General features: G+C 53.6%; 10 protein-coding genes. All 10 read left to right on the top strand.

The features are described from left to right. Positions 1-20: 20 nt before the first annotated feature. Complete coding sequence (locus HPY67_09115; GenBank protein ID NPV04878.1) at positions 21-1,049, top strand: hypothetical protein; 1,029 nt, start codon at positions 21-23, stop codon at positions 1,047-1,049. Between the two features lie 5 nt (positions 1,050-1,054). Continuing rightward, entirely contained in the window at positions 1,055-2,380 is a 1,326-nt protein-coding gene (locus HPY67_09110; protein ID NPV04877.1) for an oligosaccharide flippase family protein, read from the top strand. Positions 2,381-2,462: 82 nt separating this feature from the next. Beyond that, complete coding sequence (locus HPY67_09105) at positions 2,463-3,338, top strand: glycosyltransferase (protein ID NPV04876.1); 876 nt, start codon at positions 2,463-2,465, stop codon at positions 3,336-3,338. 84 nt (positions 3,339-3,422) lie between these two features. Further along, positions 3,423-4,700, top strand: coding sequence for a hypothetical protein (locus HPY67_09100; GenBank protein ID NPV04875.1), 1,278 nt, complete (start codon positions 3,423-3,425; stop codon positions 4,698-4,700). Positions 4,701-4,859: 159 nt separating this feature from the next. Beyond that, positions 4,860-6,002: a glycosyltransferase gene (locus HPY67_09095; protein NPV04874.1), complete on the top strand. Its 1,143-nt coding sequence runs from the start codon at positions 4,860-4,862 to the stop codon at positions 6,000-6,002. Between the two features lie 103 nt (positions 6,003-6,105). Beyond that, entirely contained in the window at positions 6,106-7,182 is a 1,077-nt protein-coding gene (locus HPY67_09090; GenBank protein NPV04873.1) for a glycosyltransferase family 4 protein, read from the top strand. Positions 7,183-7,243: 61 nt separating this feature from the next. Beyond that, the gene (locus tag HPY67_09085; protein NPV04872.1) at positions 7,244-9,415 is read left to right on the top strand and encodes a hypothetical protein; all 2,172 of its coding nucleotides are present in this window, start codon (positions 7,244-7,246) and stop codon (positions 9,413-9,415) included. A gap of 38 nt (positions 9,416-9,453) precedes the next feature. Continuing rightward, on the top strand, positions 9,454-11,142 hold the full coding sequence (locus tag HPY67_09080) for an alginate lyase family protein (GenBank protein ID NPV04871.1): 1,689 nt from the start codon (positions 9,454-9,456) through the stop codon (positions 11,140-11,142). A gap of 8 nt (positions 11,143-11,150) precedes the next feature. Beyond that, complete coding sequence (locus HPY67_09075) at positions 11,151-12,395, top strand: glycosyltransferase family 4 protein (protein NPV04870.1); 1,245 nt, start codon at positions 11,151-11,153, stop codon at positions 12,393-12,395. 6 nt (positions 12,396-12,401) lie between these two features. Next, on the top strand, positions 12,402-13,976 hold the full coding sequence (gene xrtD, locus HPY67_09070) for a VPLPA-CTERM-specific exosortase XrtD (GenBank protein ID NPV04869.1): 1,575 nt from the start codon (positions 12,402-12,404) through the stop codon (positions 13,974-13,976). The last annotated feature ends 94 nt before the right edge of the window (positions 13,977-14,070 follow it).

The following is a 14,070-nucleotide window of genomic DNA, read 5'->3' as shown; positions in this document are numbered from 1 at the left end:
CATATTCCATCATCCATTTGATGCGTAAGGTTTCGATAATAGGACCACGAGTTGGTAATATTCCTCAAAGCATTGCCGATGCGTTTCGTCGCATTGGCTGGGAAGCGATGCTTTATGAATATTCTCCTCCGTCACGTCAGAATCTTGTCCGTGTTGCATATGATCGCATTCATGATCCGTTTTATCGCAAAGCTACCGCTCACGCATTCAACTCTTTGCTGCGTGATCACATTGTCTCGCAGTTACGTATGAAGCAAATAGATCTCCTGCTCATTTTAAAAGGAGACTGCATTGAAGCAGACAATCGGGATGCTTTGTTTCGTGCTAAAGTACCTATAATTACTTGGGCTATTGATTCCTTATCACGAGCTGAATATACAAAAAGTTATGAAGAAATCTCGAAACATGTATTTTATATCGACGCAGGCGATATTTCCGATAACACTACTAATAATAGTTGGCTACCACTCGGCTTTGATGACTTAATTTATAAGCCTAATGAGGAGAAGCTGAAAGATATCGATATACTTTTAATCGGCAAGCTTGGTTATAGATACAAGAGACGTGAAATGTATCTTCGAATGCTAAACGAAGCAACATCTAAGATTTCTAAAAATAGCTACTTTATCGGCTCAACAGGAACTTTATTCGGGAATGCTAGTTTATATCTATCACTTGGCCACCGCAAAGGGGCTGGAGTCAAGTGGCTTTCACGAAGGATACCTGCCCATCAGCTTGCAAGTGTAATAGGACGCTCTAAGATTTGTATTAACATTCATCAAGATGATGGAGCCATGCCCGTCAATCCTATGTTCTTTGCTATTCCCGCAACTGCAACATGCCAATTAGCTGAAGCAAAGCCATATTTGCATAAGTGGTTAGTTCCCTGGATGGATTACGCAGAATGTTTCGATAACAACTTTTTAGACGTGTTATCGGACTTATTAGTCAATAATGAAAAACGCCAGGCTCTGGCCTGCCAAGGACATGAGTCAAGCCGCTCACATACCTTTGTTCGTCGTCTGACAAATATCTTAGAAATTCTTTAGGCTGATTGGCAATAGTGATAATTTTGTATACGTCGCTATTTAACAAAATTAGTGATTTATGTGGCATACCACAGAAATTCTTCAATGATGTATTTTGTATTTTGACTTCTAATATCATCAACAACATTACTGTCTTTGCAGCTAATATTGTGATTGCAAGGAATTTCAATCATGAATTCTTTGGTCTCTATTCAGTAGCTGTTAATATTGCTCTGCTGACTCTAACACTTTCTGAATTCGGAATGAATTATTCTATGATACGTCTTTATAAGAAACATGTCAAAAACCATCCTAGAAGTAGGGCAATTTTACTCGCGAATTTCTATTTCAAGATCTTCATGCTTCTAATTCTCGTTATAATTGGTCTTTTGACGGGACGTCTATTTGCTTCTTTAATCATGCATGATGATAGCAGATGGTGTCTTGTAACGGTCGCTTTCTTTTGTGGTGGAATATTGGGAATATGGAGTTTTACACGAGCCTACTTTCAAGCAATGGAAGAGTTTCGTTTAATTGCACTTCACACGCTAGTATACGCAGTCTTGAGAGTGTCTTTTTTGTGCATGATGATATCGTTCTCGTACTTTGCTTCAGAGGTTTGGTTTCTTCTCGCGATTTACGTTTTTCCATTATCCATAATTTTATTATGGGGGTTGATGACCTTCAACAATTCATTCAGCATTTATCCCGTTCGACTGGAAGAATTGCTAGATGCAGGTGCAGAGAGCATTCAATATTCTTGGTCAGTCGCATTGACAGGCATCTCCTTTGTACTAATCCAGCAAAGCATGGTTTATATTGTATCTATTATTGGCGGTGTCAAACAGGTGGCATTGTTGAGTGCCGGTCTCGTATTTACGGCTGTTTTTGGCATGATAAATGACGCTATCACGCAGGTTCTTTTTAGCAAGATTTCCAGCTTGCCCACTGAGCGAATCGATGAATACAAGAAAAGACTGTCTCGGCTTGCACCTTTTTACATAATGGGTTGCGTTATTATTATCGCCTCCCTTTCCCTAGCCATGATGCTTTTCTTGGATGATAGGTATATCAAATCCCTATCGATATTTTGGGTCACAAGCGTGGCAACAGCCGGAACGGCCTTCATCAGCTACTACTCTCTGGTTATGCATACCATCCAGCGACCTCAACTGGGAGCATATGTTAATGTTGTCACGTTGATCAGCGTTTGCATATGCAGCGTATTTCTCATGAAATATGTTTCACTCCTTGCTGTTACGGTCGCATACATGCTCGCACTGATCATCGGTGAGTTTTTCAAGGCTATGCTAGTAAACCGGGCCGTATCGAATTCATCTCTCAAAGAGTGAGCCGAGAACAGTGGAACCGCTTTTCTCAGTTGCAATACGGACGGTCCGCGATAACAAGTATTTAAAACGATGCCTCGAGGCATTGGAGAAGCAGACCGTCAGGCCTGCGGAAATTATCCTTGTCATCCCGAATGACGTTCAACCATGGGATACAGGCATAAGCTGCGTTCGCTTCGAACAGGACAAAAGAGGGATGGTCACGCAACGTGCTGGTGGTATCCGTGCAGCAAAGCACAGATATGTGTTGCTCCTCGATGATGATGTGGTAATTGCACCCGAGACAGCTGAATTGCTACTTTCTGCGATGAAAGAGCGAAACGCTGCGTGCGTTATACCCTACTGGTCGGGCAGCTGGCCCAAAGGAGTATTTTTACGCTTCTTTATGGCTTTTTGGGGAATCGCAATACCCAGATCTAAAGGAGGTATACGTTACACATCTGGTGGTGGCTATTACTACCCCTTGAATAAGCCTTTCGAGCCGTGGGTAACGGAGGGTGGCGCAGGGGCGATAATCTTGGTTGATAGGCTTTTTTGTCTGAACCGGCGATGTCTCGGCGATGTTGCATTTCAAGACGTTTCTGTTTATGCCTTACGCGAGGATGGTGCTTTTATTTTTGACATTCATCAGAAGGGTGGCTTGTGCTTGATAATCGGGGGCATCCGTTTAGAGCATCTCGGCGGCACAACACGACTCGATTCTTCACGTCTCGAAATGTCATATAGGGCACTCATCTATAACCACTACTTATTTTGGCGGAAGTACATCTACCCCCATCATAATCAATACTTTTCAAAAAAAGTCATATCACACCTATCTTTCTATCGCTACTTGGCTGGAAGTATTCTTCTTTCTATGCTTGCCGCATGCCGAGCAACGAGTCTTCAGCCACTACGCGGCATGATTAACGGCCTTTTTTTAATCCACACTAAACCGTATGTAGCGTCAGAAAGCGAATAAAACTAATCCCTTCAGTAAGAGAGGTAATTTGATATCAGCATGATGATATCATTATTCACTTTTGCATCTTTTGGATGCCTTGCCATGTTTTCCGTTCTACATGGTCTCGGGTTGTTGTTTTTCTTGATGATCACTCATGGCATTTTTTATAAGGTTATCGGGGAGGGCTCTGAACATCTTCCTTTAATTGGAGGGCTTGCTGTATTTTCAGCAATACTGATTCGTCACAAATGGGCAGGAATATCTCTAAAACTTCTCGTTCTTGTAATTTCGCTTGTCATCGTAATGGCTGTCGCCGGTCTGTTTGGTATTAACCAACAGAATTCATTTGTCACCATCCTTCTTTTTTCTAAAGGCCTTATTTTGCTCATTTTGCTGGCTGGTACACTAACGTCTGCAGACGACGTAAAGGTAATGACCCTGTACTGCCTAGCAGGATTGTTTGTCGGGGCCTGGCACGCAATCTATCAGTATCTAACTGGCACATTTGCTATCAAGACCATTTACGTCCAGAGGGCGGCATCCCTCCGAGGAGACCCTAACGACACAGCCATGCTTCTTGTCGCCGGTGTACCACTCATTTTCTACTGGATTAGCAATTGCCGTAGTATGACTTGCAAGAGCGTATTTATTGCAGTATTTTGCGCGATCCTTGCCGGCATTGTTCTTACAGGTTCACGCGGCGGATTCCTTGCTCTTCTTTTCGTGCTGACTGTACTGTTCCTCCGACGTCCTTCCATCCGCCTTTTCTTTATAGGGTTATTCGGCATCGCCCTGATGATTGCGTTTGCGCCACAAAGCTACTGGGAACGTACGAAGACAATCGCGACAGGTAAGGAAATAAATTACAGTCAGTCAATAAGCAATCGCGTCAAGCTGCAGGTCGTTGGGTTAGAGATTTTTTTTAGCAGTCCATTGCTTGGTGTGGGCCCAGGGAACTTCAGCCAAGCTTTCTTTCAAAATGTTCTAAAAGATCATCAAGTGCAGGCATCTCAACTAGCAGAAGGAAAGACTTTTGCCGTTGCGCACAACATGTATTTGGAGTTTTTTGTTGAAAACGGAATAATTGCGGGTATTTTGCTGCTTGCTATTTTTTATTTCAGCATTAAGCATCTACTACATTTTGATAGAGGCGACGGAAAGGACCGAGCGCGAATTGGTTTGGGCTTCAGCCTGGCACTTGCACTCGGCGGAATGCTGTTTGCTGGACTTTTTCTTTCACAAGGCAAGAATTCCGTCCTCTGGTTCACTGTCGGTATCGGTTACGCTATGGGCATGATCAGTAAACATAAGCGTTCCCTGAACGTGCAAACGGAGCCTACGATTGACGATGCCGTAACCGCAAATATGAAGACAATTTAGGTGAACGACTTCGCCGCATACAACGGAATATCAGAGGATCACGGATATTCAGATCCAGGCACACTTGGGAGAATCGGACCTGAAGCGATCAAACAGCCGCGATGAAGGCAGCATAGTTGTTTTAAATGTAAAGACTGACGTTTTCATTTACGTAAAATAGTGATTATAGTACACATAATTCCAAGCTTCAATGTAGGTGGTGGTGAGCTTCTTGCCGTTCGCATCTGCGCCGAGATCAAGAGGCGCCATCCGTCATTTTCCGTCCATCTGATCAGTCTTTACGATCCATTTCCTTCAGTCGTATATACTGAAGCAGTTGAATCTGGCGCCGCGATTCATACACTCGGGAAGCAAAAAGGGCCAGACCCCCGCCTTCTCTTTCGGATGCGTGACGTGCTACTAAAAATTGATCCGAATGTCATTCATACGCACCTGGCAGGGCTGCGATATTCCATGGGTGCCGCTCTATTGATCAAGAAAGCCGTTAAGATTCACACAATTCATAATATCGCTGAACGCGAAGCCTCGAGAACAGTCCTGCGATTGCACCGCTTTGCCTTCAATCGCCTTGGTTGGCTTCCTGTCGCACTGTCTCCGGAAATTCAAAACAGTATACGAGATTTTTACGGTATCGACGCGCCGGTAGTAAATAACGGGATCCGCGTGGATCCGACCATCAGAAAAGAACAAAAGAATGACCTACGAAAAAAGAGTGCTTTGCCACTTGATGCCAATATTATCATCACGATCGGGCGCCTGTGTCCGCAAAAGAATCAGATTCTCTTAATTGATGCCTTTGAAAAATTGACAGCGCAGAGCGAAACAGAGACGATTCTCCTCGTTGTGGGCGAAGATTCAACATCCGGCAGTTATCGACTGATGCTTGAAAATAGACTTCGTGCTCTCCCTGAGCAACAGCGGAAGCGCGTGCATTTATTGGGCGTGCGGAAGGACATACCAGAACTGCTGATCGCAGCCGATGTTTTTGTTTTATCCTCCGATTGGGAAGGGCTTCCGCTGACACTCCTGGAAGCCATGGGCTACGGGACACCGGTTGTATGCACAGCCGTAGGCGGGATACCCGACGCTATTGAGCAGGGTGTCAGCGGTCTTCTGGTGCCGGCAGCAGACGCCAAGCGTCTGGCGGATGCGATATTCAGGTTGCTGAACGATAAGTCCCTTGGCGCACAAATGGCAAAAGCAGCTCGTGAAAAGTTCCAGATGCATTACTCAATCGAGCGCACAGCAGAATCTTATGTGGATTTGTATAACCGGTATCTCAATTATGCTGAAAGTTTTTAATTTGCTCACTCCAACACTTTACTCGTAGATCATGTGCCGGACGGTGTTCTGGTTGCTGGGATACCCGCACGTATTATCAAAACGGGCATTGTGATGCAGGATTATGTGTGAACACTGCAAGGTATGCATTATCGGCCCATCGGTCGAAGGTGACTATCTCGGGGGTGTGGCCACGCACATGAAGACGCTTAAAGCGCTAACCTGTTTTCAGGATGCCGTAGTACTTGACCCCGGCTCAATGCATTCTAATGTCCGAGCCGGTATTTTCCATATAACAAGACATATTGCAGATCTACGAAAGGTCATTCTCCACGGTGATTTCTCTCATGTGCTGATCAACGCCTCAATCTATCCCGCGTCGTTCGTCAAGATGTTGATGATTCTGGCCGTCCTGCCGCGCGGAACGAAGCCCATCATTCACGTCTTTTTTCATGGAGGCAGGTTTTCGGGGCCAATCTGGCATTTACTCCCTTTTGTTGCCTTCGCAATACGCCCGCTCATGGCAAAAGTTAGAAAATTCCATATGCTTAGCCCGATACAGGCAGCGGGCTTTGCCTGCCTTTTCCCCCAGCATGAACATGGTCTTTTTGCCAATTATTCTCTGTCAGACGATGTACTCCAGCGTGATCAACCGCGTAAGGACGGACCTTTGCGCCTTCTTTTCGTCGGGCGAATCGTGAGGGAAAAGGGGGTCTTCGACCTGATCGAGGCCATGCGCGTCCTTGCCGGTAGAAGAAACGACATAACGCTCGCTTTTGCAGGTGATGGGCCCGCGCTGCGCGAACTCAGGGAAATCAGCAAAACGCTTCCAGCAGGAATGGTAAATTTCAAAGGTTACTTATCAGGCAGGGCTCTCGATGATGAATACCGCAGAGCAGACGCCGTTCTGCTCCCGTCATACAGCGAAGGATTTTCTTATACCGTCATCGAGGCTATGCGCGCCGGAGCACCAATTATCTGCACAAATGAAGGAGCCTTAGAGTACATCGTGCAGGATGGGAAAACCGGACTGAAGGTTGAAGCGCGTGATGTTTTGTCCATTGTGCAGGCGATCGAAAAGATTGATGACGATCGGGCCTTGCTGGAAGAGATGGCCCGGAATTGCCACCAGTATTTCAGAGAGCATTTGAGCAAGTCAGCAGCAGAAAAATATTATCGCCAACTAACAGAGATGAGGTAAGTGAGGATGCGATCCCAGGAAGTCACGAGCTGCGGACCGCACGGCGGCCATACATGAAGCCATGAACAAACCGCGTCTGTTTATCACTTTGTGTGTCGCCTGCCTCATCGGGGTCGGCCCGTCCTACGCCACCGGCGGTCTAGACAACCTCTTTGTCCGTGAGTTATACCCGAAGCCGAATTATCCCCTTTGCACTGATCCCGATGACATGCGGGATTTAACTGACGGCCTGACCATGCGCTTCCCTATGTGGGTGCATCGCAAATGCGTGGGATGGTTTGAGCAGGGCCCAATCAGGATAGAAATGGAATTGCCGGGAGGTCCAGACGCAGGGGCCTTCACTGGTACGCTCAGCTTCCATTCGGCCAAAGGCTCTCATGCCGGCGTCGATTTGCCCGCACGGATAGACCTCTATTATGGAGAGGGAGTCAACGAGCGATACCATTACGCAGGCGGTGCGGCATTTGATTCTCAGCAATATGCGGATCGGTCGTCTCACTGGCTGCCCGTCAAGGTAACTTCAAAAGGAAACAAATTGCTGGCAATCGTCCGACCCAGGGGCAGTTATCTGTTTCTTGATGAAATACGCTGGAATGCCGAAGTTTCCTTGGATCATGCTGAGCTCGTTCCCATCGGCGACCGTTTGGCTTGTGAGCGAGACAGCTTGAAGAGACATCGTCAGCATCTCTTGGATCGTATAAGGCCACCTCAAGAAGACACCGCAGCCTGGGCAGAAACATTCGGGTCTGTACACGTCCCGCCATGGGTTGTCGAGAACCCCTATTCACCTTTGCCTATCTACCCAACGAAGGAACAAGTAAATGAGGGCAATCAGGGGCTTGAGCTTGTGGGTTCGCAAAGCGAATCGGAGGCCGGCTGCATCGGTCTTCTGAACCCCGGAAAGACGGAAAAGAAGATCCAAATCACGTTCAGCGGCGATCCCCGCGTTCTGCAGGCCTTGTCGTTGAGTCAGGTGATGCCGATTCTCAGTGCCGATGGCCGGCTGGTCTACGATCCGTTGATTCCGGTCAAGAAGCAGATTCTTTTGCCGGGCCTGCAAGCCTCCTACTTCTGGCTTCAAGCGGATCTTCGCCTGATACCGGCCGGAAGGCACAGGGTGGTAGTGACCTTTGCGGACGCCGCATCATTGTGGACCCACTCGTTACCGATTACAATCTCGGTCGCTCCGGTTGTGCTGAAAGATCAGCACAGACCGGCTTCTATAAACTGGGCATACACTTCGGATCTTCCCATATGGAGGGATCGCAAGGCCGCGATCGAGGATCTCACACGTCACGGGATCAACGTGTTTGTCCTGCACCCGTCGGTAATACCCATGCCGCACGCAGCCAGCGGCTGGGACGTTAAGAAAGCCGTACGCTTCGTTGAAGACGCGAAACTCTATCGCGGTAAGGGCTTGATCCTCTTATATCTGGGGTGGGAGCGCGAAAAGGCCCCCTCCTGGCTTAGCCCCTCATACGGGGCCAATGAGACGAAACACAGGGAAACGCTGAAGCGCTGGCTGGTCAAGATCAGGGCATCGCTCGAAGGACAGGGCATTCCTGTATCTGAGTGGGCACTCTACCCGATAGACGAACCGCGCGGCGAGGACTTGCGTCTACTGCAGAAATTGGCATCCTGGATCAAAGAAGCTGACCCGCAGATCCAGATCTATGCCAACCCCATTACCTCGACAACCATTCCCAGTTACGCGAAGGATCTGGTCCCACTGAAGGGCCTGGTAGATTTCTGGCAACCGGATCTTCGTTTTGCCCAGGGGAGCGGAGCGCCTTTCTTCACGACGCTGGAGAAGTCATGGTGGGTATACTCGAATACCCCGATGCCAGCGAAATCCGCATCGCCGTGGTACTACTATCGTCTTCTGGCCTGGCGCGCGTGGAGCGCCGGCGCTAGCGGCATCGGCTTCTGGTCATACAGTGACACCTCTGGCACGAGCGCATGGGACGATCTGGACGGCCGTAGGCCCGATTGGGCCGTCGTTTACGAAGGCGTAAACGGAGCCGCTTCGCCTGTGAGCAGCCGCCGCTGGGAAGCATTCCGTGAAGGCGTCGAGGACTATACCCTTTTTGAATCAGCTATCAAGGGGGACCTCCCCTGGGACAGCAGCCGAAACGCATTCATAAGGGAAAAGATCAGGGCGTTGGGCAATAGCGAAAACGCTTCTTTTCATGAGGTTCAGGCTCTTCGTAAAGCGCTTCTCGGATTAAACTGATCCCTGCATCCGGCGGTTGTCTGCCTTCGAATGAATCTATGAGCATAGGGCTCTTTTCCAGGACCCTCCGCACGCTGCGGCCGGAGCAGGTCTATTACCGGCTTCTGTATGCGGCAAGGGGCAGGCTGAAGCGTTCCGCCGTTGCCCGGACGCCGACCCATGCCGTGCAGACCGCAACCGGGTTTGCCCCTGCCGTGCCCTTCCCCTCCTACCCGTGGTTCGATGCCGCATCCGTAGGGGCCGGCCGCTTCCGCTTCCTGAACGAGACGGCCGTCTACGGGCCGGTCCCCGAGTGGCATGACGCCCGCAGGTCCCGCCTGTGGCGCTACAACCTGCACTACTTCAACTATCTCCTGCCGCCGGGCGGCCTGCCCGCGGAGACGGCCCTGCCGCTTCTGCGCCGCTGGGTGCAGGACAACCCCCCGGGGACGGCGGACGCATGGGACCCGTTCCCGATCTCGCTGCGGCTGGTCAACTGGATCAAGTATCTCTGCACCTCCGGCGCGGGGGGTGCCTCGGTACAGGATATCGTCGCATCCCTGCACGGCCAGGCGCTCTGGCTGGAGAACTCCCTCGAGTACCACCTGCTGGCCAACCACCTCTTCAAGAACGCAAAGGCCCTGCTCATCGCCGGCCTATTCTTCGACGGCCCCGACGCGGCGCGATGGCGGGATATGGGTATACGCCTGCTTGCCCGCGAGATCTCGGAGCAGGTGCTGCCCGACGGGGGGCACTTCGAGCGAAGCCCCATGTACCACTCCATGATCCTGGAGGACTGCCTCGATTGCTACAACCTGTGCGCGCACAGAGACGGCAGGGATCTGCAGGGCCTTGCCGTGCTGCTGCGGGATGCCGTCCCGAAGATGGCCGCTTTTCTCCGGGGGATGTGCCACCCCGACGGGCAGATCGCACTGTTCAACGACGCCGCTTTCGGGATCGAGCTGCCGCCCGAGGACCTCTTCGCCTACCAGGCGCGGCTGATGGGCGGGCAGCAGGAGGCCTTCTCCGCGCCGGCATGTGCCTTTCCGGAATCCGGCTACTACGTGATGGCCCCCTCGGCCGGAGCGCGCCTGATCGTCGACTGCGGCCCGGTGGGGCCGGACTACCAGCCGGGCCATGCCCACTGCGACACGCTGAGCTTCGAGATGTCCCTGCGGGGCAGGCGCGTGATCGTGGACTCGGGGTGCTTCGGCTACGAGCCCGGCCCGATGCGGGCGTACAACCGGGGCAACGCGGGGCACAACACCGTCACGGTGGACGGCAGAAACCAGTCGGAGGTCTGGGGCGCGCACCGCTGCGGCAGGCGGGCCAGGCCCGTCCGCGCACGGCTGGAGCGCATGGACGACGGGGCGCTGCTGTTCGAGGGCGCCCACGACGGGTACGCATACCTGGCGGGCACGCCGATTCACACAAGACGCATCCGGTGGACGGCCGATGCCTGCCTCGTTGAAGACGAGATCTCGGGGTCGGGGCGGCACGATATCGAGGCCCGCCTGCACATCCACCCTGACCTGTCAGTGACTCACTCCGGGCTATCCGTGAGCGTCAATGACGATGCCCATGAAATCCTTGCCGTCTCTCCCCTTTCGGACGGCCGGATCGAGCTCGAGGACGGCTGGTACTGCCCTGCGTTCGGCATGAAGAGCCCCTGCAGGGTGCTGGTTCAGAGATTTCACGGTCAGCCGCTGCCGTCTCGCTGCGGCTGGCGGCTCCAGACGGCACGGTGAGCGGTCACATGCACATCCTTTTCCTGACGCACTACTTCCCCCCCGAGGTCAACGCCCCGGCCTCGCGCACCTACGAAAACGCGAGGCGGTGGGTGCGGGCAGGCCACCGGGTGACCGTGCTGACCTGCGTGCCCAACCATCCCCGCGGGATCCCTTACCCGGGCTACGAGAACCGCCTGCGGCAATGGGAGGAGAAGGACGGCATCCGGGTGTTGCGCGTCAAGACTTTCCTCAGCGCCAACGAGGGGTTCTTGCGCCGGACGGCCAACTATGTCTCCTACATGCTCTCGGCCGCTGCGCTTTCGCCCGCCGTCCGGGACGTGGACATCGTGGTCTCCACGTCGCCCCAGTTCTTCTGCGGCATGGCGGGGTATTTCGTGTCGAGGATGAAGCGGGCCCCGTGGGTCCTCGAAATCCGGGACCTGTGGCCCGACTCGATCATCTCCGTGGGCGCGATCCGCAACGAGGGCATCATCTCGGCCCTGCGCAGGCTCGAGCGATTCATGTACGCAAAGGCGGACCACGTCGTCTGCCTCACCCACGCCTTCCGCAGGCACATCGCGGGCATGGGGAAGGCCCCGGAGGCGATCACGGTCATCACCAACGGCGCGGACCTGGAACTGTTCCGGGATGACACGGGAAACGAGGTCCTGTCGAAGCACGGGCTGAACGGCGCGTTTGTCGCCTCCTACGTGGGCACGCACGGCATGGCGCACGCCCTGGAAACCGTCCTGCGGGCGGCTAGGCGGCTCGAGGCGCACGGGGACATCCGGTTCCTGCTGGTCGGGGACGGGGCCGAGCGGGCCCGGCTGGTGAGGATGAAGGACGACATGGGTCTGACAAACGTGATCATGCTGCCCCAGCAACCGAAGGAGGTGATGCCCGCCATCCTGCGGGAAAGCGGCGCGTGCCTCGTGCTGCTGAAGAAGGACGACCTCTTCAAGACGGTGATCCCCTCGAAGATCTTCGAGGCCATGGCTATGGCGCGGCCCGTGATCCTGGGCGTCGACGGCGAGGCGCGGGGGATCGTCGAGGAGGCGGGGTGCGGGATCTGCATCGAGCCGGAAAACGACGAGCAGCTTGCGGAGGCGGTCCTCGCGCTGTGCCGTGACAGGGCGGAGGCGGCCCGCCTGGGGGAAAACGGCAGGCGTTTCGTGAAGGAAAACTACGACCGGGATATCCTCGCCCGGAGGTACCTGGACGTGTTGACGAAAGTGAAAAACACGGATCCGCACACGGCGAATCGGAGGTAAGGGGAAATGGCGTTCAATCCGGGTGCCCTGAAGTCATCGGCGAAAACCGCGACCCTGCTGCATATCGCGGTCTACGCGCTGCTGCTTGCCGGGCTTTTCCACTCGGCATACCGCGTGATGTTCAGCTGGTGGGCCGGCGAGGACTTCAACTACTGCTACCTGATCCCCCTCATCGTCCTGTACCTGGTATGGGACAAGCGGGATGCCCTTGCGGGGGCCCCTGCGCGCCCCTCGTGGTGGGGCCTGGCCCCGGTCGTCCTGGGGATTGCGCTGTTCTGGCTCGGCGAGCTCGGGGGCGAGTTCTACACCCTGTACCTGGCGTCCTGGCTCATCTTTGCGGGGCTTCTGTGGGCGCATCTCGGGTGGGCCAAGCTGAAGATCATTTGGTTCCCCGTCGTCTTCCTGCTGGCCATGTTCCCCCCGCCCAACATCGTCAACTTCCCCCTGTCGCTCAAGCTGCGGCTGATCTCATCCCAGCTGGGCGTGGCGTTCCTGCACCTGGCCGGCATGTCCGCCTACCGGGAGGGCAACGTCATCGACCTCGGGTTCACCCAGCTGCAGGTGGTGGATGCCTGCAGCGGCCTGCGGTATCTCTATCCCCTGATCGTCATGGCGATCCTGCTGGCGTACTTCTACCGGGCGGCAATTTGGAAGAAAGTCGTGCTGGTGCTGTCGGTCCTGCCACTCACCATCTTCATGAACTCCCTGCGCATCGCGGCGACGGGCATCCTGTACCGCTCCATGGGGGCCGCGGCGGCCGAGGGGTTCTTCCACGGGTTCTCGGGGTGGCTTGTCTACATGTTCGCCCTGGCCTGCCTGCTGCTGGAGATGTACGTCCTGAACAAGCTTCCCGGCTCCGCGCCCGCGAGGAGGGATGCAGACGAGAAAGCGCCTGTGCGCATGGATGCCCCTGCCAGGGCGCGGGCGGCAAGCCGCATTGCACAGCCCCAGTTCATGGCCGTCGCGGGACTGCTTACCCTGACGCTCGTCGCGTCGCAGGGCATCGAGTTTCGCGAGAGGATCCCCATCGCAAAGCCCTTCTCGCAATTCCCCATGCAGGTTGCCGGCTGGACGGGAAAGACCGACACCATCCCCGCGAAGTTCCGGGAGGGGCTCTACTTCAGCGACTACCTCCTGGCTGATTACGTGGACGGCCAGGGCAAGCGCATCAATCTCTACGTGGCCTATTACGAGAGCCAGCGGAAGGCCGAGTCGATCCACTCGCCGGAGACCTGCCTGCCGGGCAGCGGCTGGGAATTCAAGAATGCCGGCAGGAAGACCATTGCCGTGGGGGATGGCCACGGACGTTCGATGCGGCTCATGGCCGCCACCATGGAGAATGCCGGCCAGAAGCAGATCGTCTACTACTGGTTTGCCCAGCGCGGGCGGGTGAACACGAGCCTCCCCGAGGTCAAGCTCTACAACTTCTGGGACGCCCTGACGCGCCAGAGGACCGACGGGGCCCTGGTGCGGCTTATCACGCCGGTGCTGCCGGGGGAGACGCCGGAGGAGGCGGAGAAGCGGCTGCAGGAGTTCACGCGGGAGGTTGTGCCAACGCTTGAGCAGTTTCTTCCCAAGTAAAGACAGTTCGTTAGTTCGTTAGTTCAAAGACCGTGTTAGGGGAAAAAGCAGTTCCTTAGTTCCTTAGTTACTTAGTGAATTAGTTCATTGATAG

Source organism: Syntrophaceae bacterium, from assembly GCA_013177795.1.
GTDB lineage: Bacteria > Desulfobacterota > Syntrophia > Syntrophales > UBA2192 > UBA2192.
The sequence above is the reverse complement of the archived record's forward strand: the minus strand, read 5'-3'. Positions and strand labels throughout refer to the sequence as shown.